The organism is Candidatus Rokuibacteriota bacterium, from assembly GCA_016188005.1.
Taxonomy (GTDB): domain Bacteria; phylum Methylomirabilota; class Methylomirabilia; order Rokubacteriales; family CSP1-6; genus UBA12499.
On sequence record JACPIQ010000075.1, the window covers coordinates 108,958 to 135,338 of the forward strand.

The window sequence follows — 26,381 nt, forward strand, 5'->3', positions numbered from 1 at the left end:
GCAGCTCCTTTCCTCACCGGCGTGGCTACTCCTGACCCTCTGCTCCAGTGCCCTCGGCGGCACCGCCATCCGCACCGCCCTCCGCCACTTCGCCCTCCCGGGGCTCGCGGCATGACCCGAAGGCGCAGAGCAGCGCGCCGACGAGGGGCGACCCGTGGCGCTCGACCAGGGCGGCAAAGCCTGAGAACTCCTCGGTCGTGACGTTTCGGGGTACGCGCCTCTTCCCCATCTCACGACGGCGAGCATTCTCCGAGTTGTATCGCGAGACGAAGTCGGCCACCGTCTCCATGAGCGGCGCGACACCGGGCATGCTCCTCTTGCGCCTCAGCTCGTGCAGGAGGTCGTATCGGATTTCCCTGTGGTCGGGAATTCCCATGGCCTTCTGTCCCTGGGCGCCAACCGTAGCCCTCCGCACTGCCGCGGCAACGGCCTGGAACCCCGGGTCGCCCAGGACTGCCGTGACCATCACCGGCACATCATCCCCAGCACTCCCCATGAGTACCCTCCTCAGATAGTCCGTGCGGAACGAGCGCACCTTCCGCTTCTGCTCGCGCGCCCGGATCAGGAATGGACCGTACTCCTCGACGAAGGTCAGCAGCGCCCACATCGCGCCGTCACCCCGAGCTTCCAGGAAGCGCCGGTAGGCGATCAGGAGCCCTATCTCGTCCGAGTGCGCTTTCTCCCCGGGGCGCGAGCCGTCCCGCAGCCCCCTGATGACCCGCTGATGCTCGTCCAGGATCGCGAGCCAGAGCTTGGCGTCTTCGCGACTCGTCACCGGAAACCAGCCGGGAAGAACGAGGGTGGACATCGCGGACACCGCCTTCGCATTACCCAGGGACTGGTAGTGAGTCACCATGATCCCCGACACCGCATCGGCTGGGCTCTTGGTGTGAAGGAAGAGTCCCGGGGCAACCTCAAGCCCCTCGTCGTGGTACTCCTCGGAGTGTCGGATCAGCAACTCGGCGAGGCGGAGGACCGCCAGGGCATCCATCTTCGGCGGACCACCGAAGACCCCTCTCTTTCGGAGCTCTCGCGCTACGAACCCCAGGGCCCCGATCGAGATGTCCGCTGGAACGGGGCACAGCAGCCGGACGTGGGCTCCCTGGAAGAACGGGCAGGCGATTCGGAAGTAACCGCGGTACCTCAGCCACTCCACGAACGGGTCCGCCCACTGCTCCTTCGTCTTGTCATTACGATCCGTGCTGTCGGGCTTCAGCCGGCTGTATCCCTTGGCCGCGATCGGCGTGAACACCTGGACGGTGCTGACCTTCCATTCGACGTCGGCGGCGCCCTCATCGCCCGCCAGGCGGGTGAGGCCGGCGGTCACATCGTCGCAGAACGCTGACCGCTTCAGCTCGACGATGGTCCTGTGGACCGAGTTCGACGTCTTATGACCCCCAAGGGCATTGAGCACTTGAAGGAGCCGCCAGTCCTCTCGGACCGCCCCCTCTTGCATCTGGGCTCTGGCCTGGGGGTCTTCCCCGGTCCTCCTCCTCGTCGCACCCTGTGCACGCGCAGCCTGCTTCCGGCGGTCCGCTTTCGCCTTCTCGATCTTGTAGTCCACAACATCCTGAGCGCCCTTCGGCACAGACACCTTCTCGCTCGTCTTGAGGAAGGGATACCCCGGCGCCTGGGGAATCCGATGGAGCTCGGCTCTCTCGAGGCGGCGGGTGGTCTCGACCTCGAAATCGCTCCCGAGGTCACGAATCCGAACCCGGTCATCCGTCGCCTTCAGCAGGTCGGCCAGGCCAGCCGCGGCGAAGACGTCACCATGAGTGCCCGTCTGTTTCCAGACTCGGAAGGGTCCCATGGCCTCAGTCATGGCAGCTCCACTCGGAGGTCGCACGCTGGTCCGACAGCCGCAGGGTACGGGTGAGGTACGCGACCACGGCCCACCACTCGGGGAGACTGTCGGGGCCCGTGGTCAGCACCAAGAGTCGATCAACACCGAAACCTCGGAGCCGGCCCAAGGCGCCTTCATCGGGCGGAACACCGCTCGCGGTTTCCACCGCGCGCTGCCAGCCGGCAGAGAGGGGCAGCGGCGCTTGCTCCCAGCTCGGCGCCCACCACCCGCCATGGTGGGCGACGATGGCCGCCGTGCAGCTCGATGCCACGGCGGCACGCAGTCGCTCGGGGGCCGCCTTGAGCAAGCCGGGAAGAATCGCGCGGCCATAGTAGGCGCTTGCAGGCGCGTGCGGCGGCCGCCGCACCTGGAGGCCTCGCTCGCGCTCGCGATCCTCCGGCCGGTCGGGGTCGAAGTCGGTGTGGGCGAGCGGGACCGAGTGACTGTAGGCGGGGTCTCTCGACCGCTGAGCAGCCTCCGCCCACTGCTGCCAGGCGCCGGTGAGCTTGCCCAGGTCATGCAGCAGCGCGCAGGCTTCCGTTGCCTCCATGATGGCTTGCATGTCGAGACCGAAGCGCTCGAGGAACCCCATCTCGGTCAGACTGCACCGCTCCCGCTCCAGACGCTTCCGGCCCTCGGCAGCGACTCGCTGGGCGTGGTCTGCCCAACTCTCGGCCCGTAGCGGGGCATGCCCCGGACGCCGCGGTTCCTCACGCTCAGGACTCTCCCGTTCCCCGTGTTCTCCAAGGCGAAGCCCGACTTCAGCGTCGTACGCCGCCATGGCCGGTGTCAGGCAGACGACATACGCCTTCCCGAGGTCTCCAAGCGCTTGTATCGGCCGCCACGGCTCATCGTCCCGAGCGACGTCCCAGATCCACCCAGAGCCCTCTTCCCCCTGCCGGAGCGCCCTGGCCACCAGCCGCCGTGACACGCTCACACCTTCCCTTCGGCCCGGGGCATCGGGTGGGGAGCTGCACACGATGAGTCGTACCGAATCGGTGTCCTCGCCCCGGATCAGGTCGGCCACTCGCTTTGGGTCGCGGAGGATCGCGTTCTGCTCGATCCGCCGCATGCAGGTGTCGAACCGCTGCCGCCAGCCCGCGCGAAGCGCTCGCGCGTCACTCGGCCCGTGTGCGGCCTGCACCCATTCCACAGCGCGCTGGGGATCAAGCCGAGTTTCCGTTGCCTGCTCAATAATCCTCCGAGTCTCGGTCAGCGTCTCATCCTCGGCCCCAGGGTCTCCGTATGGCAGCCAGCCACCCGGCTCCACCGGCAATGGGTATACGTGGACCACGCCACTCTCGCCTTCGAACCGGGCGCAACGGCCCGCCCGCTGGACGAGCGCATTCATCGGGCATAGCTCCGTGTGAAGACGCTCGGCCGAGATGTCGAGACCGGCCTCGACGACCTGTGTCGCAACCAGGATGCTGCCGCCCGCCGCGCCCTTGCGGAACAGGGAGGCGATGCGCTCCTCCTTGGCTCGGCGGTCCTGCCTGAAGAAGCGTGAATGCAAGAGGATCAGCGAGACATCCTCCCTTCCGCGCTCTTCCAGGGCGCCCTTCAGTGCCGCGAACATGGCCTGGGCTCGCCCCACCGTATTCAGCAGCACGATGGTGCGAGAGGCGTGGTGGCGCAAGACGGCCTCGGCCGACAGCGGCTCCTGCTGCAAGCGGATGCGCCTGTCGACCTGCGTGACGCTCGGCAAGGACGCGGCGAGGGCCGCCTCTTCCTCGTTGGGCTCAGGGACTGAGACCGTCCCGAGCGCCTCGCGCAGGATATCCACCAGGGACTTCGTGGCCGTGGCGGTCATCCATACTGACTGGCACAGGCCATCGAAGAGACGGATCCCCGCGACCGCGGTCAGAAACGCCCTCTGCGATTCCATGAGGTGGAACTCGTCAAAGACGACGATGGCCCCGACCAGTGCGGCGGCATTGATGTTGTGCAGGCGGTCCGAGAGACCGTAGGGGCCATCGAGGAGCCCGCTCAGCACCTGGTCGTAGGTCGTCACGATGATCGTGCCCCGGTCGAAGAAGGGGTCGTCGGGCTGCTCGCCCGTCTGAAGAGTGACGTAGGGCGGCACGATCTCGCGCCCTCGCGCGTCGATCTCGGGCTCGACAGGATGCCCGCATCTCTTGGCCGCGTCACGGGCTTGCCTGAAGACGCCCTGGGCCAGGGTGCGGAGCGGCAACGCGTAGATCAGCCTCGACGGCCGGCCCGGCCACAAGCCCCCCAGGAAGGGAGCAAAGACGGCCCACGTCTTTCCGGCGCCCGTCGGGGCCCGGACCACGACGTGCTTGCCGGAAACCAGCTCGCGCGCCACGCGCACCTGATAGGGGTAGGGCTTGAAGCCGGTGATCCCCGTGAAGACCTGTTCGTATCCATCGATCCAGGGCGGTGAGACCATCAGTTTGATGTCTGGTGTGCTGTGGTCGCCTCAACCCCGTGCTCCGCCAGCCACTCCCGCGCCGCCTCGCGCAGGCGCTCGTCCCGGAACGCGAACCAGCGCTCGCGCTCGGTCGGCGAGTCGAGGAGCGCGTGCTTGAACCGGCGGAAGGCGCCGGGGCCGTCCAGGGCGATCTCCAGCCGGTCGCGCAGCCGGGCGTCGCCGACCGTCGCGGCGAACTCCGCCATCCAGCCGTACTCGACCCGCGACCCGAGCGGCTCGACGGGGATCAGGTGCCCGGCGTCCAGCCCGGCGTCGATCTCGTCCTCCGAGGGCCAGTCATCGCCGTCGCCGGAGCGGTCGACCGGGACCATCAGCACCTCCCCGCTGCGCACGTCCAGGTAGCCGGTCCACTCGTCGCCGTTCGCGGTGAGCGCCATCTCCAGGTCGTCCCAGTTCACCGGGATCTTCCTCGGTTCCATGGATGCCCTCATCGGCCGCCCGGCATCGCCAGGGGTCCCGCTGTATTCACCACTCTCGCGCCGACCTGTGACAGGGAAGGTCACGTCTCGGCCGGCTCAGCCCGGGCGGTCCAGGCCCAGCTCGGCCCACATCCAGCCGAAGTCGTAGGCCGGGCGGCCCTCCAGACGGTCGCGGGCGGACAGGCTCTCCATGTCCTTGAGGAGCGCGATGACCCGGGGCCGGCTGGTCTTGGACCCCGCGGCCTCGCGGGGGGTCTGGCCGCCCAGGGCCGGCAGCGCCGTGTCCACCCAGTCGCGGTAGTGCTTGTCGTAGTAGGCGCCGAGCACCTCCGCCTCGACCTCGGGCGGGACTCGATCGGCCTCGCGCGGCGGCTTCGCTGGCCGGCGCTCCAGGGCCCGCTCGACGCTCTCGAGGCTGGTGGCGCGATGGCGCACGGCCTCGCCGCAGAGGGCCTCGAGGAGGGCGCGGCCCCGCTCGGCGCGCTGCTGCGAGGTGGTCTCGAGCACGACACGGTCATCGCGGAGGATGAACCAGCCGAGGCTGCGGCGGAACTCCTCGCCGCCCCCGGGCTCGTGCCAGGCATAGCTGCCGTCGTCGTGGCGGTCCAGGTCCGGATGGCTCGCGAGGGCCCGCTCGAGGGCCTCGCGATCGCGGATGTCGAAGACGGCGCTGGCGAAGACCATCTCGTCGCCCTCGGCGGTGCGAAATGCCAGGCGAGAGGCGAGGACGACGTACTCGAGCCACCACAGGAAGAAGACGGGGCCGGAGCGCTTGAAGAAGTCAACGTCGTCCCCGCGGACCCGGCGGCGGAACCTCCTGTGGAGGCTCCGGAGCTCCTTCATGATCGCGTCCTTCGCGCGGGCGGGATAGAGGTACGGGACGCCATCGAGCAGCGGGACGCCATCCGGCCCGAGCATCACACGGGCCGCCAGCACGTCCCACTGGACCACCTGACGGGTGGCGAGCCGCTCCTGCACCTGGATGCGCTTGCCCGCCCACAGGTCGAGGAGGTCGAATCCCTCCTCGCGCCTGACGCCGACGACCTCGTAGGGCCTGAGATGCGTGAGGCGCGAGCGCTCCAGGTAGCGCAGCTCGCCCGACCTGAGCCCCCGGCCCTCCCGCTCGAGGAACTGCTCGACGAGCGTGCGGCCGCTGGCCAGGCGGAAGTCGGTCGTGAACCAGTCCTGGAAGAAGGCCGCGCCTTGCTCGAGCACCCCGGGCCGCTCGTCCTCGGGGACGAGGTCGAGGGCGGCGCCCCAGAACCGCGCTTCCGCAGCCGCGCGGTCTCCGTCGAACTCCTGGCGCCAGCCGAATCGCCCGAGCGCGACCTGGGCGCTCCGGCGCTCGGCCTGGGTGTAGGCGCCGCCCGGGACGCCCGCGGCCAGGAGGCAGCACTTCTTGTACTTCTTGCCGCTGCCGCAGGGGCACGGGTCATTGCGGCCGGGCTGGCTCATGGCCGGCCGCCCGCGGCCGCACTGCCAGCGCCGTCCGGCTCGATGCGATACCGGCCGAGGCCGAAGGTGGTGCCGCTGCCCACGTGGGTCCACTGGCCGAAGACGAGATAGGGCCAGAACGGGGTCAGGTCCCCCTCGTACACCACCTCCCCGACGAGGCCCTCCCACTCCATCCGCCGGCCCTGGCGGGCCGAGTACCGGGCCCACCGCGTCCAGCGCGTCGCGTCGCTGGCAAGCCGCACCGCGCCGGCCACTTCGATGAGGCCGCGGAAGTCCACCTCCAGCGGCCCGCCGTCGTGGAAGCGGGCGAGAGCGGACAGCCGGCCCAGGAGGCGCCGGAACAGGATCTGGAAGTCGGGGCGCCGGGCGAAGGCCCCGTCGTGCTTGAGGCGCGTCTGGGTGAGGAAGGTCAGCCGCACCGGGCCCTCCGGATGGGGCAGCATGCTGCAGTCGGACAGCGTGACTGGCGCCTCCCGCGGCGTGACCAGGCTCTCCCCGCTGGAGTGGACGACCTCGCTGGCCCCGGTCAGCGGGTTGACGGCGTCCACCCGGCTGAGGGCGACGGCCCGGCGACCGCGCCCGATGCGGTCCATCTCGCGCAGGGTCACCACGAAGTGGGGCAGGAACTCCCGGGCGCGCCCCACCAGCGTCAGGTCGAAGGCGACCTGGCTTCCCCGGGGATACGCTGCGGCGGTGGATGGAGGCGGGGCGATGACGAAGGGCCGCGGGATCTCCTCGTGGGTCCGGAGCGCGTCGGCATCCGGCGGCGGAGAGGTCTCGAAGACCAGGTGGTAGGGGCAGAAGGCCGGCGCCGGGCACTCTTCCCCGTCCCGCCCCAGGCAGCAGAGGCGCCGGAAGGCGCGGCCGAAGGCGCCGCGCAGGGTGGAGCCGAGATAGGCCGGAAGGTCCAGGGGCTCGATGGCCACGAGGGTGACGCGGTACCGCGCGAGCGCGAGGCAGGCGCTCAACGGGAGCGCCCTGTCGCCCTGAGCGAGCACGGGGCGTGCAATGACATCGTCCGTGATCCTCCCCGCCCACCCGAGGAACCATCGCGGACGCCGCTGACAGGCGCCGTGATCCCCCTGGCCTGACGCGCGACGATCTTGTCCCCAGCCGCGTCGCGCTGTCAATGCCGGCGGCGGGGGCGGGGGCGCGCACGGTTGCAGACCTGGCAGGATGTGAGACGATGGCGGCGGAGCGCCTGTCCGCAGCCCCGCAGGACCGGGGGCTCGACCGCTGCCTCCGATCCTCTCCCCCGGGAGGCCGTCCAATGACCAGCGCGCAGAGCCCCCATCCGATGCGGATCGGCCGCGAGGGCACGGCCCTCCTCGTCGTGGACGTGCAGGAGCGCCTCTTCCCCGCCATGGACGCCGATCACCGCGAGGAAGTCATGCGCAATATCAAGGTGCTCGCCACGGCCGCGCGGCGCCTGGCGCTGCCCGTGATCGTGACCGAGCAGTACCCGAAAGGGCTGGGCCACACGCTGCCGGAGCTCCGGGAGACGCTGGGCGCCGGCGTCGAGCCCATCCCCAAGCTCGCCTTCTCCTGCGCGGGCGTGGAGGGCGTGCGCGCGCGTCTCCGGGCGGCAGGCACGAGGCAGATCCTCGTCGCAGGCATCGAGGCCCACGTGTGCGTGCTGCTGTCGGCGCTGGATCTCCTCGCCGAGGGTTACGGCGTCCACGTCGCCGCCGACGCCGTCACCTCCCGCGCCCAGGCCAGCTGGCGGCTGGCCATGGAACAGCTGCGCCAGGCGGGGGCGGTCGTGACGAGCACGGAGACCGTGCTCTTCCAGCTGCTCGGTCAGGGCGACACGGACGAGTTCCGCGAGCTGGCCCGGCTGATCCGCTGATGCCGCGCTACTTCGACGTCCGCTCTACCGTGCTCGTCGTGGTGGGCTACGGTATCCTCGCCGAGGAGGAGGACCGCCCCATCGCCTACGAGCTCAAGCGCCTCATCGACTCGCGTGGCGAGGGGGCCGAGATCCGGAGTGCGGTGGTGGTCACGGACATGTGGATGCTGAACCAGGAGATGGCCGATCTCTTCCCGGCCATCGCCGTCGGCGGGCCCGGCGCCAACGCCTTCACCGGCCAGATGTACGAGGACCTGCCAGTGGCCTTCACGCGGGACCAGCGGGTCTTCATCCAGATGAACCAGGAGGCCGGCAAGCGGGTGGCGCTCTGGGGAATGGACCAGCCGGCCACGCGCGAGGCCGTCGAGGTCTTCGTCAAGGACGGGTTGCTGGACCGCTTCCTGGACCTCGTCTGGCGCCGGGCGCCCTGAGCCCGCGGGCCCGCCCTCCCTATCGAGCCGCGAGGGGCGTGGTGATCGCTGGCCGCATGCGTTCCTCCATCGGGGTTCGAGCACGACCGGGGTTCAGCGCGGCCTGAGACCTGCGGGTGGGCGGATGTTCGTGTAGGTGACCGTCCCGTCGGGATCCTCGTAGCGGTAGATGACCTGGACGGGCTCGCCACCGCCGTGGATCTCGAGGATCTTCCGCACGTACTGCTGCGTCTCGGGGTAGGGCGGGATGCCGCGGTAGTGGCTCACCGCGTTCTCCCCTGCGTTGTAGGCCGCGAGGGCCAGCGGCAGGTTCCCCGGGTATCGGTCCACGAGGTAACGGAGATGACGCACGCCGCCCTCGATGTTCTGCCGGGGATCGAAGGCATCACGCACGCCGAGCGACGAGGCGGTCTGCGGCATGAGCTGCATGAGCCCCCGCGCCCCTTTGCGAGACACGGCCCAGGGATTGAAAGCGGACTCCACGCGGATGACCGATTCCACCAGTCCCGGGCTCAGACCGTAGCGCGCCGAGATCTCGCGGATGTCCCGCGCGTACTTTCCCGTCGCCCCCTCGGGGAGCCTGAGCCAGCCGGTCAGGGTCCCGGACATGCCCGGGATGCGGCGGTAGCGGGGGTCCGTGGGCGCATTGGTGAAATGGGTCACGCCGTCCGGATCGGTGAGCCGGTACGACGCGGCCGCCGAGACGGACGGCAACGCCACTGCCGTCAGGCCGATGAGCAGAGGTCCCAGGAGTGAGGGGAGCACCGCGCCTCCATAGATAGCGAAGCCGCTGCCCCCCAGGCAACCAGAAAAGAGGCTCCCGTCGCGGGCGATCGATTTCGCCTTGTGCCGCAGCAGGTTGCCGGTCAGTTGCTGGAGGCGAGCACCCCAGTGTGGACGGGCTCGGCCGGGACCCGAGCCGATTCCAGCGCCAGGTCCAGCACCTGGTCCACGGAGTCCACCAGGTGGAAGGTCATCCCCTCCCGCGCCTCCTGCGGCACGTCCTCCACGAGGTTCTTCTCGTTGCGGCCGGGCAGGATCACGGTCTTGACCCCCGCCCGCCGCGCGGCCAGCACCTTCTCCTTGATCCCCCCCACCGGCAGCACGCGCCCGGACAGCGTCACCTCCCCGGTCATGGCCAGGTTGGGCCGCAGCGGACGCCGGGTGAGCAACGACACCAGCGCGGTGAGCATGGTCACGCCGGCCGAGGGTCCGTCCTTGGGGATCGCCCCGGCCGGGATGTGGACGTGGAGGTCCGTGTGCTCCCAGAAGTCCGGCCGGATGCCGACCTCGGTGGCGTGGGAGCGGACCCAGGAGAGCGCGGCCTGCGCGGACTCCTTCATCACCTCCCCCAGCTGCCCCGTGAGCGCCAGCGTCTTGCCGCCCCGCATGCGCGTCGCCTCGATGAAGAGGATATCGCCGCCGGCCGCCGTCCAGGCCAGGCCCACGGCCACGCCGGGCACCCGCGTGCGCTCCTCCAGCTCCTCGAAGAGGAACCTGGGGGCGCCCAGCAGCTCGCCCACGAGGGCCTCCGTCACCTCGACGGCCTCGGCGTGCCCCTCGACCCGGCGCTTCGCGACCTTGCGGGTGATGGCCGCGATCTCGCGCTCCAGGTTCCGCAGCCCGGCCTCCCGCGTGTAGCCGCGGATCAGCAGGCGCAGCGCCCCGTCCGTCCACCGGATGTGGTCGCCCGCGGCCAGCCCGTGGTCGGCGGTCTGCTTGGGAATCAGGTGCTGCCGCGCGATGTGAACCTTCTCCTCCTCCGTGTAACCGGCGATCTCGATGACCTCCATCCGGTCGCGCAGCGCGGGCGGCACCGTGTCCAGGATATTCGCCGTGGTGATGAACAGCGCTCTCGACAGGTCGAAGGCCACGTCGACGTAGTGGTCCCGGAAGGCCACGTTCTGCTCGGGGTCGAGCACCTCGAGGAGGGCCGAGGCCGGATCGCCCCGGAAGTCCATCCCGAGCTTGTCGATCTCGTCGAGCATGAACACCGGGTTCCGCGACTCGGCGCGGCGCAGCCCCTGGATGATCTGGCCGGGCAGCGCGCCGATGTAGGTGCGCCGGTGGCCGCGGATCTCCGCCTCGTCGCGCATCCCGCCCAGCGAGATGCGGTGGAACTTCCGGCCGAGCGCCCGCGCGATGGAGCGCCCCAAGGAGGTCTTGCCCACGCCGGGGGGGCCCACGAAGCAGAGGATGGGGTCCTTGCCCGCGGGGCGCATCCCCTTGACCGCCAGATACTCGAGGATGCGCTCCTTCACCTTGTGGAGCCCCGAGTGGTCCTCGTCCAGGATGGCACGCGCGGCGGCCAGATCCAGGTTATCCTGGGTCTCTTTCGCCCAGGGCAGCGCGACCAGCCACTCGAGGTACGTCCGCGCCACGGTGTACTCGGCGGCGGCCGGAGGCATCTTCGCCAGGCGGTCCAGCTCGCGCAGCGCCTCCTTCCTGGCCTCCTCGGTCATGCCGGCGGCCTCGATCTTCTCGCGCAGCTCGCCGATCTCCTGGCTGCGCTCGTCGCTCTCGCCCAGCTCCTTCTGGATGGCCTTGAGCTGCTCGCGCAGGTAGTACTCCCGCTGGGTCTTCCCCACCTCGGACTCCACCTGGGACTGGATCTTGGAGCCGAGCGTGAGGACCTCGACCTCCTTGGTGAGGGAGGCCACCAGCCGCTGGAGCCGCGCCTTCACGGCCGCCGTCTCCAGCAGCTCCTGCTTGACCTGCGTGCTGAGCCCGGGCAGCGCGGCGGCAATGACGTCCGCCATGTGGCCCGGCTCGGCGACATGCTGCACCGCTCCCGCCAGCTCGTCGGGAAGGAACGGCGAGAGCTCGACGGTCTGACGGAAGAGCGTGACCGCGTTCCGCATGAGGGCCTCGGTCTCGAGATCCCCGGCCGGCGGCAGCGTCTCCTCCACCGGCTCGACGCGGGCCTTGAGGAAGGGGCGCGTCTGCACGACCTCCACGATCCGGACCCGGGCGATCCCCTGGACGACCAGGCGCACGACGCCGTCGGGCTGCTTGAGGACCTTGAGGACCGTGGCCGCGGTCCCGACGCGGTGCAGGTCGGCCTGCTGGGGGTCGTCCACGGAAGGATCTCGCTGCCCGAACACGCCGATGAGCCGGCCACCGCGGGCGGCTTCCTCGATCAGGCGCACCGAGGCCTCACGCCCCGCCGCCAGGGGGGTCACCGCCTGCGGGAAGAGGACCGTGTCGCGGAGCGGCAAGATCGACAGTACCTCGGGAACGCTGCCGCCCGCTCCCAGCTCTCCAGCGGCTCCACTGCCGACCGTCGTCTCAGCCATGCGCCTCAGTCCTTTCCTTTCCGGGACCCGTCCTAGTCCTAGAACGGCTCCTGCGGCGAGAGGTGACTCGCGGCGGCCCGCACGAGAGCCTCGCCCGTCCCCCGCGCTTCCGGATCACGCGACTGCGCCAGGTCCGTCCGCACGTACCGCGACAGCTCCTCGAGCTGCTGCTGCATGGCGGTCATCCGGCGCCGCATCTTTAAGATGATCTCCACTCCCGCCAGATTCACCCCCAGGTCGCGTGTGAGCCGGATCAGCCGGGCGATGTCCTCCACGTCCTCCGCGGAGTACATCCGCGTCTTGCCCACGGTGCGGCTCGGCCGGATGAGGCCCTTCTTCTCGTACATGCGGAGCGTCTGGGGGTGGAGCTTGAGCATCTCGGCCACCACGCCGATCATGTAGAGGGGCTTGCTCTTGTCGCTCATGCCCGCGCCGTCCCCCGGGGCTCCCCGCGGGGCGCCTGCGGCAGGAGCCGGCCGATCTCGCGGAACAGCTCCTGGGTGCGCGCATCGAGCCCGCGAGGGATCTCCAGCCGTACCGCGACATAGAGGTCTCCCCGCCCGTCCGCCGCCAGTCGGGGCATGCCACGCCCCCGGACGCGGAAGACCTGGCCGCTCGGCGTACCCGGCGGGATCACGAGATCCACATCGCCCTGCAGCGTGCGGACGGGAAGCCGGGCGCCCAGGACGGCCTCGACGATGGTCAGCGGGATCTCGCAGTGAAGGTTGTCGCCCTTGCGGGTGAAGACGGGATCGTCGTGCACCCGCGTGATGACGATGAGGTCGCCGCGGGGGCCGCCGAAGGGACCGGCGTGGCCCTCGCCCGGGACGCGCAGCTGAGCGCCCGTGTCCATGCCGGGCGGAATGGCGACCGGCACCACCGCGCGCTCACGGCTGGCCCCGCGTCCCCGGCAGGCCGGACAGGCCTCCGTCACGCGCTCCCCGAGCCCCTCGCAGGCCGGGCAGCGCTCGCCATGTGCGGCCGTCTCGCCCACCCACACCAGCCCGGCGCCGCCGCAGTGCCCGCAGCGCAAGGCCGGCGCCCCGGGCCTCGCCCCCGTGGCACCGCAGCCCTCGCAGGCCGAGAGCCGGTCCACGGCCAGATCAACCGCGAGTCCCGTCACCGTCTGGTGGAAGGCAAGCTCCACCGGAACATGCAAGTCCTCCCCGCGCCGTCCGCCCCGGCGCAACTGCCCCGCGCCTCCCTCCCGCGCGGCCCGTCCGCGCCCCGACCCATGACGGTCATAGAGCATCCTCGCCGAGGGATCGCTCAGGACCCGATAGGCCTCGGAGATCTCCTCGAACAGCGCCTGGGCCTCCCGGTCCCACAGGTTGACGTCGGGCGAGTAGCGGCGCGCCAGTCCCTGGTACGCCCGGCGGATCTGCACCGGCGAGGCGTCGAGGCTGATACCCAGCACCGCGTAGTAGTCCCTCATGGTTCCTCACCCGGCACGGGCACCCGGGCTGGCGCCCGCCCGTGGCCGACGGATTCGCGGGCTCGTTTCTTCCCTCACGCTTCGCGGGTCGCTCTCACCCGGCTACTTCTTCTCGCCGAGGTCCTTGAACTCGGCGTCGATGACATCGCCCGTGGCCGCGCCGCCCTCCTGGCTACCGCCGGGCGCACTGCCGCCGGAGGCGCCCTGGCTAGCTGCCTGGGCCTCGCGGTACATCACCTCTGCGAGCTTGTGCGAGGCGCGGGTCAGCGCCTCCTGGGCGCGCTTGATCCGCTGGAGGTCGTCGCCCTTGAGGGCCTCACGGGCCTCCCCCAGCGCTCCCTCGATGGCCTGCTTGTCCTCCGCCGGAATCTTCTCGGCGTGCTCGCGCAGCGTGCGCTCGGTCCCGTACACGAGCGAGTCCGTCTGGTTCCTGAGCTCGATCTCCTCGCGGCGTCGCGCGTCCTCGGCCGCGTTCGCCTCGGCCTCCTTCTTCATCCGCTCGATCTCGTCCTTGGTGAGCGTGGACGAGGCCGTGATGGTGATGTTCTGCTGCTTTCCCGTCGCCTTGTCCCGGGCCGAGACATTCACGATGCCGTTGGCGTCGACGTCGAACGTCACCTCGATCTGCGGCACGCCGCGCGGCGCCGGGGGGATCCCGTCCAGGTGGAAGCGCCCGAGCGTTCGGTTGTCCCGCGCCATGGGCCGCTCGCCCTGGAGGACGTGCACCTCCACGGACGGCTGGCTCTCCGACGCCGTGGTGAACACCTCGCTCTTCTTGGTGGGGATCGTCGTGTTGGCCTCGATGAGCCTGGTCATCACACCACCCAGCGTCTCGATGCCCAGCGACAGTGGCGTGACGTCCAGCAGGAGCAGGTCCTTCACCTCGCCCGTGAGCACCGCGGCCTGGATGGCGGCGCCCACTGCCACCACCTCGTCAGGGTTCACCGATCGGTTTGGCTCCTTGCCGAAGAGGGACCGGACCTCCTCCTGTACCTTCGGCATCCGGGTCTGACCGCCGACAAGGATCACCTCGTCGATGTCGGCCGGCGTCACACCCGCCTGACGCATCGCCTCGCGGCAGGGCGCCAGGCTCCGCTCGACCAGGTCGGCCACCAGCGACTCGAGCTTCGCCCGTGTGAGCGTGAGCACGAGGTGCTTCGGCCCCGTGGCGTCGGCCGTGACGAACGGCAGGTTGACCTCGGTCTGCAGCGTTGTGCTGAGCTCGCACTTGGCCTTCTCCGCCGCCTCCTTGAGCCGCTGGAGCGCCATGCGGTCCTTCCGCAGATCGATGGCGTTCTCCTTCTTGAACTCGTCCGCGATCCAGTCGATGATCCGCTGGTCGAAGTCGTCCCCGCCCAGATGGGTGTCGCCGTTGGTCGCCTTGACCTCGACGACGCCCTCGCCGATCTCGAGGATGGAGATGTCGAACGTCCCGCCGCCCAGGTCGTACACGGCGATGGTCTCGTCCTTCTTCTTGTCGAGGCCGTAGGCGAGCGCCGCCGCCGTCGGCTCGTTCACGATGCGGAGGACCTCGAGCCCGGCGATGGCGCCGGCGTCCTTCGTGGCCTGCCGCTGGCTGTCGTTGAAGTAGGCCGGAACGGTGATGACGGCCTTGGTGACCTTCTCGCCCAGGTAGGCCTCGGCCGCTTCCTTGAGCTTCCGGAGCACCAGCGCCGAGATCTCGGGCGGCGAGTACACCTTCCCCCGGATCTCCACTCGGGCGTCACCGTTCTGGGCCTTGATCACCTTGTACGGAACCAGCTTGATCTCCTGGAGCACTTCGTCGTAGTGCCGTCCCATGAAGCGCTTGATGGAAAACACGGTATTCTCGGGGTTGGTGATGGCCTGACGCTTGGCCACCTGACCGACGAGGGTTTCCCCCTCCTTCGTGAAGGCTGCCACGGAGGGCGTCAGGCGGCTGCCTTCCTGGTTAGGGATGACGGTCGCTTCGCCACCCTCCACAACGGAGACCACCGAGTTGGTCGTTCCCAGGTCAATGCCGATCACCTTCGCCATGTCTCATATCTCCTGTTCTGATCGTTGCGCAGGTCCCTTGTAGGACAGAGCGGCTGGGAAGGAGTCCACCTCCATCGCCCGCCATCTCCGCGACCCTCAAAGCACGTCGGTGCTGACTGTGAAGTAGAACCTGAGTCTGTTTCACATATATCTCATGAGTGTGAGAATGTCAATAGCAAGCCAGGAGAATAAATAAGAGATTGAAAATGCAGTGAACTTTGACACATTCGTCGCACCGCTGGTAAGGTGCCATCCATGAGGATCGGCTGCTTTGGCTGCCTCAGCCTTACTGTGATCATCCTGGTCCTCGTCGTTGCGGCGGCCGGCTTCGTGTTTCTTTCCGGAAACATGTCGGCGGCGCCGGAGGTTTCGCTGACCCGTTTCACGAGATCCGACGGGTTCTCGGCCCAGCAGAAGCTGTACGAGATCGTCCTGAGGCAGTCGGGGCGGTCCCACCGTCAGGACGCGGTGGTCCTCACCGAGCAGGAGGTCAATGCCTTTCTGGCGAACCACCTCGCAGAGGCGGCTGACCTCCCCTTCAATCCCCTCAGCGTCAAGTTCACCCGTGGCTTCATCGAGGTGAGGGGCCAGACGGCGCTCCGGAACCTCCTTCAGGGCGCCCCGTTCACCCAGCTCCTGCCCTACCTACCGGCCGAGAAACTCGAGCGGCCGGTGTGGGTGACGGTCAAGGGGCGGATCGTGCTCGAGCCGGGATCGGCCGGCACGACCAGGAGCTACGGAAAGGTGGACCTCGCCGAGTTCGCTCTCGGGAAGCAGCCGGTGGGAACATGGCTGCTGCCAGTCATGCTCGGGTCCACCGGGGGGAGGCTCCTGCGATGGCAGGTGCCTGCGGTCGTCCAGGGCATCGCCCTCGAGGACGGGCGAGCGGTCATCAGCACGCGCTGAGGCCAGCTCGCCGGGGCCTCAAGCGGGTCGGCCACCCCTTCGTTTGGCCTGGACGAATCGCAGCTGCAAGTCGTACAGGATGTCCTCGAGGAGCCGGCTCTCCTCCTCGGTGCGATTGCCCTCGGTCTTGGTGCGGAGCAGCAGCAGGGTCTCGATGGCCTCATGCGCCTGCTCCAAGTCGAGTCGTGGCTGCCCGGTCATCGGGTCCGGGGCCGCTCCGAGACCGATCAGCCCCGAGCTGGCGAACATGATGAACAGGCCGCTCAGATCACTCTCCCCGGCAGGCTGCCGAGCCTGGTCGGCGCCCGCGGGGCCAGTCGATGACGGGGCGGCGGCGCCGGGTGGTGAAGGGGGCGCTGGGGCCTGGGCTGGGGCCAGCACCGGGTTCTCCGTGAACTCGCGCTGCAGGCCCCGGCGGTCCGTGACCTTGAAGCTCTCTTCGTCGTCGGCCATGCGATCGCTCTCCCGGGGTTGTGCCTGTGTGGGACGTTCCGGCGCCGCCAGCCGCGACCTCCCGAGGAGAGGGGCGCGCGTGGAGCACCGTCGGCCCGAAGCTACCATGTGCACCGAAGTCCTTACAAGGAACCGGCGCTGTTGTGTATAATGCCGCTCACCTCCAGGATCGTCCATGGCTGACTCCGCCGGCGCCCTTTTCGATTCCCTGCTCTCCGTCATGGCTCGCCTCAGGGGCGAGGGCGGCTGCCCGTGGGACCGCGAGCAGACGCGAGAGTCCCTCAAACCCTTCCTGATCGAGGAGGCCTACGAGGCCCTGGAGGCCATCGACGAGGGCTCCACCGACCACATCATGGAGGAGCTCGGCGACGTGCTCTTTCAGGTGGTGTTCCACTGCCAGGTGGCGAGCGAGCAGGGCGAGTTCGCGATGGCCGACCTGCTCGGGCGGCTTCGTGACAAGATGGTCCGCCGGCACCCGCACGTCTTCGGCGACGGCGCCGTGTCCAATGCCAAGGAGGCGCTCAGCCAGTGGGAGCGCATCAAGCGGGGGGAACGCGGGCCCGAGGGGGAGCCCCGCTCGGCCCTGGAGGGCGTCCCGCGCAGTCTCCCGGCGCTGCTCAGAGCCCAGCGGCTGCAGGTCAAGGCCGGACGGAGTGGCTTCGACTGGCCCGACTGGTCGGGCGCATGGGCCAAGGTGCGCGAGGAAGTGCTGGAGCTGGACCGCGCCGCCGCGCAGGGCAATGCCGGCCAGGTCCGCGAGGAGCTCGGCGACCTGCTCTTCTCCATCGTCAACGCGGCCCGGCTCCTCGACGTCGATGCCGAGGACTGCCTGAGACAGGCCGCCGAGAAGTTCACCCGTCGCTTCAGGGAGGTGGAGGCCGCGATGAGGGCCACGGGCCGCACGGTGGGCGAGGCGTCGCTACGGGAGCTCGACCAGGCCTGGGAGGGCGTGAAGTCCCGCGAGCCCGGACGCGAGACCGGTTCCGGGAGCGCGCCATGAAGGTCAAGCTCGGGTCCACCACCCTCTCCGTGGCCCGCGGCGACATCACCGAGGCCGAGGTCGACGCTCTCGTCAATGCCGCCAACTCCCAGCTCTGGATGGGCGCCGGCGTCGCGGGAGCCATCAAGCGCAGGGGCGGCACGGTCATCGAGGAGGATGCGGTGAGACAGGGCCCCATCGAGGTGGGAGAGGCCGTGCTCACCGGGGCCGGCAACCTGGCGGCCACGCACGTCATCCATGCCGCCACCATGGGCAGCGATCTCAAGACCGACCCGGAGAAGATCGCCGCGGCAACCCGGTCGAGTCTCACGATCGCCGAGAAACATCGGCTGTCCTCCATCGCCTTCCCGGCCCTCGGCAGCGGGGTCGGTGGGGTCCCGGCCGACAAGTCGGCCGAGGCCATGGTGACCGCCATCGTGGAGCACCTCAAGGGGGGCAAGTCGACGCTTCAGAAGATCCTGTTCGTCGTGTACCAGGACGAGGCCCTCAAGGCTTTTACCGATGTGCTGAAAAAGGCCGGTGGAGTACAATAACCGGACCGGACCCCTCGAGCGGGCCCGGACGTGATGGCGGAACCGAAACTCGGACAACCGGTTAGCCGGCGTCTCGGGGACCTCCTGGTTCGCGAAGGTCTCATCAACCAGGAGCAGCTCCAGCGTGCCCTCGTCGAGCAAAAGGGCAACAACGAGAAGCTCGGCTCGATCCTCATCCGCCACAGCGTCATCACCGAAGACCAGCTGGTCGCCTTCCTCTCGAAGCAGTACGGTATCCCCTCCATCACGCTCTCGCAGCTCGACATCGACGCCGACGTGCTCAAGCTCGTCCCGGCCCAGATCGCCAAGAAGTACGAGGTGCTCCCGATCAAGCGCACCGGCAATTCCCTGACGCTGGCCATGGCGGACCCGACCAACGTCTTCGCGGTGGACGACGTGGGGTTCATGACCAACCTCCAGGTCATCCCGGTCGTCGCCGCCCAGGGCGCCATCCGCAAGGCCCTCGACCGACTCTACGAGGCGCAGGGCTCGGGGATGGCCGAGGTCATCTCGGAGATGGAGGGGACAGCCGGCGACGTCGAGGTCGTCGAGGGCGACGAGGAATCGTGGGCGAAGGCCGACATCTTCGAGCTGAAGGAGTCGGCGGACGAGGCTCCGGTGGTGCGGCTGGTGAACATGATCCTGGTGGACGCCATCCGGCGGGGGGCGTCGGACATCCACCTCGAGCCGTACGAGAAGGTCTTCCGTGTCCGCTTCCGCGTGGACGGCGTGCTCCACGAGATCATGACCCCGCCCAAGCGCCTGGAGACGGCGCTCACCTCCCGCGTCAAGATCATGTCGACCATGGACATCGCCGAGCGGCGGCTCCCCCAGGACGGACGCATCAAGCTGCGCTACAACCAGCGCGAGATCGACTTCCGCGTCTCCACGCTCCCCACGATCTTCGGCGAGAAGACCGTCCTGCGCATCCTGGACAAGGAGTCGCTCCAGCTGGACCTGACCATGCTCGGCTTCGACGCGTGGAGCCTCGAGCAGTTCAACAAGGCGATCCACCAGCCGTACGGGATGATCCTCATCACGGGGCCCACCGGCTCCGGCAAGACCACCACCCTCTACTCGGCCATCCACACGATCAACTCTCCCGACGTCAACATCATGACGGCCGAGGACCCGGTGGAGTACAACCTCAAGGGCGTCAACCAGGTTCAGATCAACGAGGGGATCGGGCGGACGTTCGGCGCCGCGCTGCGCTCCTTCCTGCGCCAGGACCCCGACGTGATCCTCGTCGGCGAGACGCGCGACCTGGAGACGGCCCAGATCGGCATCCGCGCGGCCCTCACGGGTCACCTCGTTCTCAGCACGCTGCACACCAACGACTGCCCCGGCACCGTTGCCCGGCTCCTCGACATGGGGATTCCGCCCTTCCTCGTCTCCTCGGCGCTGACGCTGATCCTGGCTCAGCGCCTCGGGCGCAAGATCTGCAAGGACTGCAAGCAGCCGTACGAGGCGGACGAGGAGAGCCTGGTGCCCTACGGCCACGTGCCCCAGGGGCTCGGCAAGGTGCAGTTCTACAAGGGCAAGGGCTGTCACACGTGCAGCTTCACGGGCATGAAGGGGCGCGTGGCCGTCTACGAGGTCATGCCGATCGGCGACGAGCTCCGGGAGCTGATCCTGCGAAACGCGCCCACCGCGGAGATCCTCCAGCTGGCCCTGACGCAGGGCATGAAGACGCTCCGGCAGAACGCCCTGCAGAAGGTGATCGACGGGGTGACCACCCTGGAGGAAGTGCTCCGGGTGACGCTGGGATGATGCCGCCCGAGCCCACGCCGGACACGAGGTAACCCAATGGCCGCGACAATGCACGATCTGCTCACCATCCTGATCGAGCGGGGCGCGTCGGATCTGCATATCACGACCGGCACCTACCCGCAGATCCGCCTGCACGGCAAGCTCACCTCGCTCAACCAGTTCGAGGTGCTGATGCCGCAGGACACCCAGCGGCTGGCCTACAGCGTCCTCAACGAGGGACAGAAGCAGAAGTTCGAGGAGGAGAACGAGCTGGATCTCTCCTTCGGAATCCAGGGGCTGGCGCGCTTCCGGTGCAACGTCTACCGGCAGCGCGGCGCCGTCGCGGCGGCCCTCCGCGTCATCCCCTTCAAGATCCGGACGTTCTCGGATCTCGCGCTGCCGCCCATCGTCGAGCAGCTGTCGGATCGGCCCAAGGGCCTGATCCTGGTCACGGGCCCCACGGGCTCGGGCAAATCCACGACCCTCGCCGCCATGGTGGACAAGATCAACTCCGAGCGCAGCGAGCACATCATGACCATCGAGGACCCCATCGAGTTCGTCCACCAGCACAAGAAGTGCCTGGTGAACCAGCGCGAGGTGTTCTCGGACACCCAGTCGTTCAAGAACGCGCTGAAATCCATCCTGCGCCAGGACCCGGACGTCGTGCTCGTCGGCGAGATGCGCGACCTCGAGACCATCGCCGCCGCCCTCACCATCGCCGAGACGGGCCACCTGACGCTGGGCACCCTGCACACCAACTCCTGCGCCCAGACCATGAACCGCATCATCGACGTCTTCCCCACGAGCCAGCAAGGTCAGGTCCGCGCCCAGCTCTCCCTGGTGCTGGAGGGGGTGCTCTCCCAGCAGCTCATCCCCACGGCCGACGGGCGCGGCCGCGCCATGGCGCTCGAGATCATGGTCACCACCCCCGCCGTCCGCAACCTGATCCGGGAGGAGAAGATCCATCAGATCTACTCGGCCATGCAGGCGGGACAGAAGTTCGGCATGCAGACGATGAACCAGTCCCTCGCGGAGCTCGTGCAGAAACGGCGCATCACCCGGGAAGAGGCGCTGAACCGGAGCACGATGCCCGAGGAGCTGGATCAGTTCTTGAAGAGCAGCGGCATGACCGCGCCGGCGGCCGCGGCGGGGGGCGGAAGCGGCTCCCCCTTCGGCCGGCGCTGAGGAGAAGACCACATGCCGGTATTCAGCTACCGGGGACGCGGGGCCAGCGGGCTCACCACCGGCGAGGTCGAAGCCCCGGACCGGATGGCCGCCGTGGGCGAGCTCAGGAATCGCGCCATCCTGGTGACCAAGATCGAGGAGAAGGCGGGCGGCAAGACGGTCGTCAAGCTGGGGGGCAAGGTCAACGACCGGGAGATGGCCATCTTCACCCGGCAGTTCTCCACCATGATCGACGCCGGGCTGCCTCTGGTGCAGTGCCTGAACATCCTGGCCGACCAGAGCGAGTCCAAGACCCTGCGGGCCGTGACCGCCAACGTGGCCCGACAGGTGGAAGCCGGCGCCACCCTGGCCGAGTCACTGCGGCGCCACCCCCGGATCTTCGACGACCTCTTCACCAACCTGGTCCAGGTGGGCGAGGCGGGCGGGATCCTCGACGTGGTGCTCCAGCGCCTCTCCGTCTACATCGAGAAGGCCGCCGCCCTGAAGCGGAAGGTCAAGGCGGCCATGGTGTATCCCTCCACGATCATCGGCGTGGCATTCCTGATCGTCATCTTCATGCTGACCTTCGTGATCCCGACCTTCGCCACCATGTTCAAGAACCTCGGGGCGGACCTGCCGCTGCCCACGCAGATCGTCCTCTGGATGTCGGACTTCGTGCGCGGGTACATCATCTTCATCATCCTCGGGGTGATGGGCGCGGTGTACCTGCTGCGGCGGTACTACAGGACCGAGAACGGCAAGTCGACGATCGACGCGCTCCTGCTCAAGCTGCCGGTCTTTGGCACGCTGATCCGGAAGGTGGCGGTTGCGCGCTTCACGCGCACCTTCGGCACCCTCGTCTCCTCGGGCGTGCCCATCCTCGAGGGGCTGCGTATCACCGCCCGGACCGCCGGGAACAAGGTGGTGGAGAAGGCGGTGATGCAGTGCCGCGCCGCGGTGACCGCCGGGAAGACCCTGGCCGAGCCACTCAAGGCTTCCGGCGTCTTCCCGCCCATGGTGACGCAGATGATCGCCGTGGGAGAGCAGACCGGCGCGCTGGATGCGATGCTGAACAAGATCGCCGATTTCTACGATGACGAGGTGGACACGGCGGTCGGCGCCCTGACAGCCCTCCTGGAGCCGCTCATGATCGTCATCCTGGGTGTGATCATCGGCGGCCTGGTCGTGGCGATGTACTTGCCGATCTTCCGCCTGGTCACGCTGATCAAGTAGCGCCGGCGCCGTGGCTCCGCCAGCAAGGCTGCTCCGGCCTTCCCTCCAGGGGCTCGGCTGGGTGCGGCTCGCGATGGCCGTGCTGGTGCTCGGAGCGGGGATCGCGCTCCGCTACGCCGACGCCCTGCCGTTCCACTTCCCGCTCTTCCTGCTGGCCGCGGGAGGGAGTGCGCTCACCTCCCTGCCGTTGCTCCTGGGGCCGCTCCGGGTCCCCGATCCCCGTCGCTTCGCGTGGCTCCAGCTCTCGCTCGACGTGGTCCTGGTGACCGCCATCGTGGCCACCAGTGGCGGCCCCCGTTCCTTGTTCACCTTCATCTACGTGCTGGTCGTCATGGAGGGATGTTTCCTCCTCTCGCGGGTGGGGGGCATGGTCGTGGCAGGCCTGTCGAGCCTCCTTTACATCGGCCTCGTGGTCGGCAGAACGATCCTGCCTCTGTTCGACCTCATGGAGCCCACGGAGACCACGGCGCTGGAAGTCCTCACGGTCTTCATGAACGCGGGTGTCCTGATGATCAGCGCCATCGTCGCCGGGTCGCTCGCCGAGCGGTATCGCCTGGTCCAGCGGGATCTGGAAGCCCAGCAGCGCCATCTCTCGGACGTCCAGGCGTTCCGCGACCAGATCTTCCAGTCCGTGGGGACGGGCCTCATCGCCGTCGACTCCGATCATCGCATCACGGCCTTCAACCGGGCCGCCGAGGCCATCACGGGCGTCGAAGCGGTGCAGGCGCTCGGCCAGCCGTGGGAGTCCGTCTTCGGCCGTGCGGTGGACCTGGAGACGGTTCGGGCCGCCGTGGCGGACGCGGACGGCCGGTCGCAGCGGCACGAGATCCAGCTCCGCCGGCGCGACGGGCGCGCCGTCCCGGTGGGCATCTCCTTCTGGCTCCTCAAGTCCGGCGAAGGCAGCGCGGTGGGGCTCATCGGCGTGTGCCAGGACCTCTCCTCCATCAAGCAGATGGAGGACCGGGTGCGCCAGGCCGACCGGCTCGCCACGGTGGGGCGGCTGTCGGCGAACCTCGCCCACGAGATCCGCAACCCGCTGGCCTCGGTGTCGGGAGCCATCGAGGTGCTGGCCCGCGAGCTCCCGCCGGACACGACGCGCAACCGGCTCGTGGACATCGTGCTGCGCGAGTCGGAGCGCCTCAACCGGCTCATCTCCGAATTCCTCGAGTACGCGCGGCCGGCGCCGCTCACCCTCCTCGACGTCGACGTGACGCGGGTGCTCGACGAGGTGCTCGTGCTGCTCCAGCACCGGCCCGTCCCTGCGGAGCTCACGGTGATCCGCGAGTTCGGCGACAGCCTCTGGACCCGGGCCGATCCGCAGCAGCTCCGCCAGGCCATCTGGAACCTGTGCATCAACGCCGTCCAGTCCATGCCCCAGGGCGGCGAGCTGCGGGTCGGGGGCCGGCGGCAGCCGAGTGCCCGCGGCGCGCCGGAGCTGTCCCTCTGGGTGGCCGACAGCGGCCGCGGGATCTCCGAGACCGACCTGCCCCACATCTTCGAGCCCTTCTACTCGACGAAGACCCAGGGCAGCGGTCTGGGGCTGGCGCTGGTCTATCGCATCGTGCAGGACCACGGCGGCAGCATCGACGTGCGCAGCTGGCCGGGGACCGGCACGACCTTCACGCTGAGCCTGCCGGCCGTCGAGGGGCGGGGGTAGGGGAAGCGCGGGCGGGGCGGGCCGCCGTGCTAGTGTAGTGCCGCAGCCGGAGCGCGACCGCGGGGAGACCCCGCCGCCGCCCCGGACCGAGGACGATCCCATGACCGAACCGCGAGTGCTGGTGGTGGACGACGAGAAGAGCATGCGTGAGCTCCTCGCCATCACCCTGGAGCGGCAGGGCTACGAGGTCAGCGTCGCCGAGGACGGTGAGGTCGCCATCCAGGCCGTGCGGCGCGATGGGTTCGACGTCATCATCACCGACCTGCGCATGCCCAACGCCGATGGACTCCAGGTCCTCCGGGCCGCGAAGGAGCACACCCCCGAGACCGTCGTGATCGTGATCACGGCCGTCGGCTCCACGGAGACCGCCGTCGAGGCCATGAAGCTCGGAGCCTACGACTACATCACGAAGCCGTTCAAGCTCGACGAGATCCACGTGATCATCCGGCGGGCGCTGGAGCGCAAGCGCCTCCGCGACGAGAACCTCTACCTCCGCAAGCAGCTCGAGACCCAGCACCGCTTCGACAACATCGTCGGCAAGAGCGCCCGCATGGCGGAGATCTTCGACACCATCCGCAAGATCGCCGACAGCCCCTCGACCGTCATGGTGTCGGGCGAGAGCGGCACGGGCAAGGAGCTGGTGGCGCGGGCCATCCACTTCAACAGCCAGCGCCGCAGCAAGCCGTTCGTCTCCGTGAACTGCGGCGCGATCCCCGAGGCCCTCATGGAGTCGGAGCTGTTTGGTCACGTCAAGGGGGCCTTCACCGGCGCCGTCGCCAACAAGGTGGGGCTCTTCTCCGCGGCCGAGGCCGGCACGCTCTTCCTGGACGAGATCACCGAGATCCCGACCCTGCTGCAGGTGAAGCTCCTGCGGGCGATCCAGGAGCGCGAGGTCCGGCGCGTCGGGGATACCCGAGACCTCAGGGTGGACGTGCGCCTCATCGCCGCCTCGAACCGCGAGCTGGAGCAGGCCGTGAGCGAGGGCGTGCTCCGGGAGGACCTCTTCTACCGGCTGAACGTCATCCCGATCCACCTCCCGCCGCTGCGCGAGCGGCGCGAGGACATCGCGCTTCTGGTCGCTCACTTCCTCCAGAAGTTCGGGCGCCAGCTGAACAAGGACGTCCGCGGCGTGACGCCCGAGGCCCTGGCCATCCTGGAGCGGTATCACTGGCCGGGCAATATCCGGGAGCTCGAGAACGTGCTCGAGCGGGCCATCGTGCTCGGCGGCGGTGAGGTGCTCGGCGCCGACGCCCTGCCCGAGTCGGTAAGGCGGGAGCGCCCGATGAAAGCGCTCGAGGTGGACCTGCCCGAGGACGGCATGGACCTCGAGGCGACGCTCGATGCCCTCGAGGGCCGCTACCTCCAGCGGGCCCTGGATCGGAGCGGGGGCGTCCAGACCAAGGCTGCCGAGCTGCTCCGGATGACTTTCCGCCAGTTCCGCTACAAGCTCCAGAAACACAATATGGCCCGGCGGGGGACAGCCGTCGAGGAGTGACATTCTTCGGCTCCCGGGTTACAGGTCACGTCACCCGGGAACTCGGTTTCCCTGTGTCCCTCCGGATTCCCACTCCACGAAGGAGTGCTTGAAACTCCGAAGCTTGCTCCCCACGACACGCTCGTCAAGCTTGGGAAATTCGGCACGACTGTCAGCAGACGGACGCTTCTTGGCCTGCCGCCGCGTGGCACTTTCCCTGCATCGTTCATGGTCAGCCGGCCTCCATTCTCGGGTGCTCGGGTCGGCCCAAATACAAAAAAGGGGGTCCACAAGACCATGTTCAGCTTCTGGCACAAGAAACGGAAAGCCCTTGGGGGGCAGCGCGGCTTCACGCTCATCGAGCTCATGATCGTCGTCGCCATCATCGGCATTCTCGCCGCCATCGCCATCCCGCTCTACGCCAATATCCAGGCGCGGGCGCGAATCGCCAAGGCCCAGGCCGATGCCCGCACCCTCGCCTCCGCCGTGAGCATGTACTCGGCCCACATGGGCTCGCTCCCGGCCGCCCTCGCCGACGTGAACTCGGTGGCCACCAACAGCCTCGGCCAATCCGCGGGTCCGTTCATGCCGTCCACGCCGGCCGCACCGGCGGGCTGGAGCGCCTACGCCTATAGCTCCACCGCCTCGGGAACCTTCACCATCTCGGCGAGCGGCGACAGCACCACCGTCAGCTTGCCGTAACGGAAGTCCGATGGCGTGGCCCGGGCGGGGAGAGGGCCCGTGTCCTCCCTCGCCCGGGTCCCCAGCGTCCGCACGTGGTAGCCGAGTTCGGAGGTCGTCGATGATGTTCTTCAATGCGTGTCGTTCGAAGCTCCCGGTGAATGGGATCTCGTCGACTGCCGTGCCGGACGTTTCTCCTACACGTACTCCCGGTCTTTCACCTCACACCACAGGGAGACTCCAACCATGCTGAGCTTCTGGCACAAGAGACGGAAAGCCCTTGGGGGGCAGCGCGGCTTCACCCTCATCGAGCTCATGATCGTCGTCGCCATCATCGG

At 68.8% G+C, this 26,381-nt stretch carries 23 protein-coding genes; 12 read left to right on the plus strand and 11 right to left on the minus strand.

Features of this window, described 5'->3' with window-relative positions:
* Nucleotides 1–25: 25 nt before the first annotated feature.
* The 5 genes from HYV93_15145 to cas6 form a co-directional block, all read right to left on the minus strand.
* On the minus strand, nucleotides 26–1,822 hold the full coding sequence (locus HYV93_15145; protein MBI2527308.1) for a hypothetical protein: 1,797 nt from the start codon (nucleotides 1,820–1,822) through the stop codon (nucleotides 26–28).
* Nucleotides 1,815–4,250: a CRISPR-associated helicase Cas3' gene (gene cas3, locus HYV93_15150; GenBank protein ID MBI2527309.1), complete on the minus strand. Its 2,436-nt coding sequence runs from the start codon at nucleotides 4,248–4,250 to the stop codon at nucleotides 1,815–1,817. The genes HYV93_15145 and cas3 overlap by 8 nt, the downstream gene beginning before the upstream one ends.
* Entirely contained in the window at nucleotides 4,250–4,711 is a 462-nt protein-coding gene (locus HYV93_15155; GenBank protein MBI2527310.1) for a hypothetical protein, read from the minus strand. Before HYV93_15155 ends, cas3 begins: the two co-directional genes overlap by 1 nt.
* 96 nt (nucleotides 4,712–4,807) lie before the next feature.
* The gene (locus HYV93_15160; GenBank protein ID MBI2527311.1) at nucleotides 4,808–6,166 is read right to left on the minus strand and encodes an SEC-C domain-containing protein; all 1,359 of its coding nucleotides are present in this window, start codon (nucleotides 6,164–6,166) and stop codon (nucleotides 4,808–4,810) included.
* Entirely contained in the window at nucleotides 6,163–7,134 is a 972-nt protein-coding gene (gene cas6 / locus HYV93_15165; protein ID MBI2527312.1) for a CRISPR system precrRNA processing endoribonuclease RAMP protein Cas6, read from the minus strand. The genes HYV93_15160 and cas6 overlap by 4 nt, the downstream gene beginning before the upstream one ends.
* A 302-nt stretch (nucleotides 7,135–7,436) precedes the next feature.
* On the opposite strand from cas6, the gene HYV93_15170 reads away from it, so the two are divergent.
* Entirely contained in the window at nucleotides 7,437–8,015 is a 579-nt protein-coding gene (locus tag HYV93_15170; protein ID MBI2527313.1) for a hydrolase, read from the plus strand.
* A complete protein-coding gene (locus tag HYV93_15175; protein ID MBI2527314.1) occupies nucleotides 8,015–8,446 on the plus strand; it encodes a hypothetical protein in 432 nt (143 codons plus the stop codon). The genes HYV93_15170 and HYV93_15175 overlap by 1 nt, the downstream gene beginning before the upstream one ends.
* A 93-nt stretch (nucleotides 8,447–8,539) precedes the next feature.
* On the opposite strand, the gene HYV93_15180 is transcribed toward HYV93_15175, so the two are convergent.
* The 5 genes from HYV93_15180 to dnaK form a co-directional block, all read right to left on the minus strand.
* Nucleotides 8,540–9,196 carry a lytic transglycosylase domain-containing protein gene (locus HYV93_15180; GenBank protein ID MBI2527315.1) on the minus strand — a complete coding sequence of 219 codons (657 nt, stop codon included), beginning with the start codon at nucleotides 9,194–9,196 and terminating at the stop codon, nucleotides 8,540–8,542.
* Nucleotides 9,197–9,312: 116 nt separating this feature from the next.
* Entirely contained in the window at nucleotides 9,313–11,742 is a 2,430-nt protein-coding gene (gene lon / locus HYV93_15185; protein MBI2527316.1) for an endopeptidase La, read from the minus strand.
* A gap of 38 nt (nucleotides 11,743–11,780) precedes the next feature.
* Nucleotides 11,781–12,167 (minus strand): MerR family transcriptional regulator, encoded by a 387-nt coding sequence (locus HYV93_15190; protein MBI2527317.1) that lies wholly within the window; start codon nucleotides 12,165–12,167, stop codon nucleotides 11,781–11,783.
* Nucleotides 12,164–13,177, minus strand: a complete 1,014-nt coding sequence (locus tag HYV93_15195) for a DnaJ domain-containing protein (GenBank protein ID MBI2527318.1) — start codon at nucleotides 13,175–13,177, stop codon at nucleotides 12,164–12,166. Before HYV93_15195 ends, HYV93_15190 begins: the two co-directional genes overlap by 4 nt.
* Nucleotides 13,178–13,279: 102 nt before the next feature.
* The gene (gene dnaK, locus HYV93_15200; GenBank protein MBI2527319.1) at nucleotides 13,280–15,193 is read right to left on the minus strand and encodes a molecular chaperone DnaK; all 1,914 of its coding nucleotides are present in this window, start codon (nucleotides 15,191–15,193) and stop codon (nucleotides 13,280–13,282) included.
* Nucleotides 15,194–15,448: 255 nt separating this feature from the next.
* Here dnaK and HYV93_15205 point away from each other — a divergent pair, with 255 nt between their 5' ends.
* Entirely contained in the window at nucleotides 15,449–16,099 is a 651-nt protein-coding gene (locus HYV93_15205; GenBank protein MBI2527320.1) for a hypothetical protein, read from the plus strand.
* Nucleotides 16,100–16,117: 18 nt separating this feature from the next.
* Here the strand turns inward: HYV93_15205 and HYV93_15210 are convergent, their stop codons facing one another.
* A complete protein-coding gene (locus tag HYV93_15210) occupies nucleotides 16,118–16,552 on the minus strand; it encodes a DUF1844 domain-containing protein (protein MBI2527321.1) in 435 nt (144 codons plus the stop codon).
* Between the two features lie 175 nt (nucleotides 16,553–16,727).
* Between HYV93_15210 and mazG the strand changes: the two genes are divergently transcribed.
* The 9 genes from mazG to HYV93_15255 form a co-directional block, all read left to right on the plus strand.
* Nucleotides 16,728–17,552 carry a nucleoside triphosphate pyrophosphohydrolase gene (mazG, locus tag HYV93_15215; GenBank protein ID MBI2527322.1) on the plus strand — a complete coding sequence of 275 codons (825 nt, stop codon included), beginning with the start codon at nucleotides 16,728–16,730 and terminating at the stop codon, nucleotides 17,550–17,552.
* Complete coding sequence (locus tag HYV93_15220) at nucleotides 17,549–18,085, plus strand: macro domain-containing protein (protein MBI2527323.1); 537 nt, start codon at nucleotides 17,549–17,551, stop codon at nucleotides 18,083–18,085. Before mazG ends, HYV93_15220 begins: the two co-directional genes overlap by 4 nt.
* A 33-nt stretch (nucleotides 18,086–18,118) precedes the next feature.
* Nucleotides 18,119–19,855 (plus strand): type IV-A pilus assembly ATPase PilB, encoded by a 1,737-nt coding sequence (gene pilB, locus HYV93_15225; GenBank protein MBI2527324.1) that lies wholly within the window; start codon nucleotides 18,119–18,121, stop codon nucleotides 19,853–19,855.
* A gap of 36 nt (nucleotides 19,856–19,891) precedes the next feature.
* On the plus strand, nucleotides 19,892–21,019 hold the full coding sequence (locus tag HYV93_15230; GenBank protein MBI2527325.1) for a type IV pilus twitching motility protein PilT: 1,128 nt from the start codon (nucleotides 19,892–19,894) through the stop codon (nucleotides 21,017–21,019).
* Nucleotides 21,020–21,031: 12 nt separating this feature from the next.
* Nucleotides 21,032–22,231 carry a type II secretion system F family protein gene (locus HYV93_15235; protein MBI2527326.1) on the plus strand — a complete coding sequence of 400 codons (1,200 nt, stop codon included), beginning with the start codon at nucleotides 21,032–21,034 and terminating at the stop codon, nucleotides 22,229–22,231.
* A gap of 10 nt (nucleotides 22,232–22,241) precedes the next feature.
* A complete protein-coding gene (locus HYV93_15240; protein ID MBI2527327.1) occupies nucleotides 22,242–23,888 on the plus strand; it encodes a PAS domain S-box protein in 1,647 nt (548 codons plus the stop codon).
* A gap of 100 nt (nucleotides 23,889–23,988) precedes the next feature.
* Nucleotides 23,989–25,383 carry a sigma-54-dependent Fis family transcriptional regulator gene (locus HYV93_15245; protein ID MBI2527328.1) on the plus strand — a complete coding sequence of 465 codons (1,395 nt, stop codon included), beginning with the start codon at nucleotides 23,989–23,991 and terminating at the stop codon, nucleotides 25,381–25,383.
* A gap of 276 nt (nucleotides 25,384–25,659) precedes the next feature.
* Nucleotides 25,660–26,064 carry a prepilin-type N-terminal cleavage/methylation domain-containing protein gene (locus HYV93_15250; GenBank protein ID MBI2527329.1) on the plus strand — a complete coding sequence of 135 codons (405 nt, stop codon included), beginning with the start codon at nucleotides 25,660–25,662 and terminating at the stop codon, nucleotides 26,062–26,064.
* Nucleotides 26,065–26,289: 225 nt separating this feature from the next.
* On the plus strand, nucleotides 26,290–26,381 hold a 92-nt coding region (locus HYV93_15255; protein ID MBI2527330.1), incomplete at its 3' end, for a prepilin-type N-terminal cleavage/methylation domain-containing protein.

What these genes read in the sequence shown, in the direction of transcription:
- HYV93_15145 (MBI2527308.1), bottom strand. Translation starts at nt 1,822, where the DNA reads ATGACTGAGGCCATGGGACCCTTCCGAGTCTGGAAACAGACGGGCACT.
- cas3 (MBI2527309.1), bottom strand. Translation starts at nt 4,250, where the DNA reads ATGGTCTCACCGCCCTGGATCGATGGATACGAACAGGTCTTCACGGGG.
- HYV93_15155 (MBI2527310.1), bottom strand. Translation starts at nt 4,711, where the DNA reads ATGGAACCGAGGAAGATCCCGGTGAACTGGGACGACCTGGAGATGGCG.
- HYV93_15160 (MBI2527311.1), bottom strand. Translation starts at nt 6,166, where the DNA reads ATGAGCCAGCCCGGCCGCAATGACCCGTGCCCCTGCGGCAGCGGCAAG.
- HYV93_15170 (MBI2527313.1), top strand. Translation starts at nt 7,437, where the DNA reads ATGACCAGCGCGCAGAGCCCCCATCCGATGCGGATCGGCCGCGAGGGC.
- HYV93_15175 (MBI2527314.1), top strand. Translation starts at nt 8,015, where the DNA reads ATGCCGCGCTACTTCGACGTCCGCTCTACCGTGCTCGTCGTGGTGGGC.
- lon (MBI2527316.1), bottom strand. Translation starts at nt 11,742, where the DNA reads ATGGCTGAGACGACGGTCGGCAGTGGAGCCGCTGGAGAGCTGGGAGCG.
- HYV93_15190 (MBI2527317.1), bottom strand. Translation starts at nt 12,167, where the DNA reads ATGAGCGACAAGAGCAAGCCCCTCTACATGATCGGCGTGGTGGCCGAG.
- HYV93_15195 (MBI2527318.1), bottom strand. Translation starts at nt 13,177, where the DNA reads ATGAGGGACTACTACGCGGTGCTGGGTATCAGCCTCGACGCCTCGCCG.
- dnaK (MBI2527319.1), bottom strand. Translation starts at nt 15,193, where the DNA reads ATGGCGAAGGTGATCGGCATTGACCTGGGAACGACCAACTCGGTGGTC.
- HYV93_15205 (MBI2527320.1), top strand. Translation starts at nt 15,449, where the DNA reads ATGAGGATCGGCTGCTTTGGCTGCCTCAGCCTTACTGTGATCATCCTG.
- HYV93_15210 (MBI2527321.1), bottom strand. Translation starts at nt 16,552, where the DNA reads ATGGCCGACGACGAAGAGAGCTTCAAGGTCACGGACCGCCGGGGCCTG.
- mazG (MBI2527322.1), top strand. Translation starts at nt 16,728, where the DNA reads ATGGCTGACTCCGCCGGCGCCCTTTTCGATTCCCTGCTCTCCGTCATG.
- HYV93_15220 (MBI2527323.1), top strand. Translation starts at nt 17,549, where the DNA reads ATGAAGGTCAAGCTCGGGTCCACCACCCTCTCCGTGGCCCGCGGCGAC.
- pilB (MBI2527324.1), top strand. Translation starts at nt 18,119, where the DNA reads ATGGCGGAACCGAAACTCGGACAACCGGTTAGCCGGCGTCTCGGGGAC.
- HYV93_15230 (MBI2527325.1), top strand. Translation starts at nt 19,892, where the DNA reads ATGGCCGCGACAATGCACGATCTGCTCACCATCCTGATCGAGCGGGGC.
- HYV93_15235 (MBI2527326.1), top strand. Translation starts at nt 21,032, where the DNA reads ATGCCGGTATTCAGCTACCGGGGACGCGGGGCCAGCGGGCTCACCACC.
- HYV93_15245 (MBI2527328.1), top strand. Translation starts at nt 23,989, where the DNA reads ATGACCGAACCGCGAGTGCTGGTGGTGGACGACGAGAAGAGCATGCGT.
- HYV93_15250 (MBI2527329.1), top strand. Translation starts at nt 25,660, where the DNA reads ATGTTCAGCTTCTGGCACAAGAAACGGAAAGCCCTTGGGGGGCAGCGC.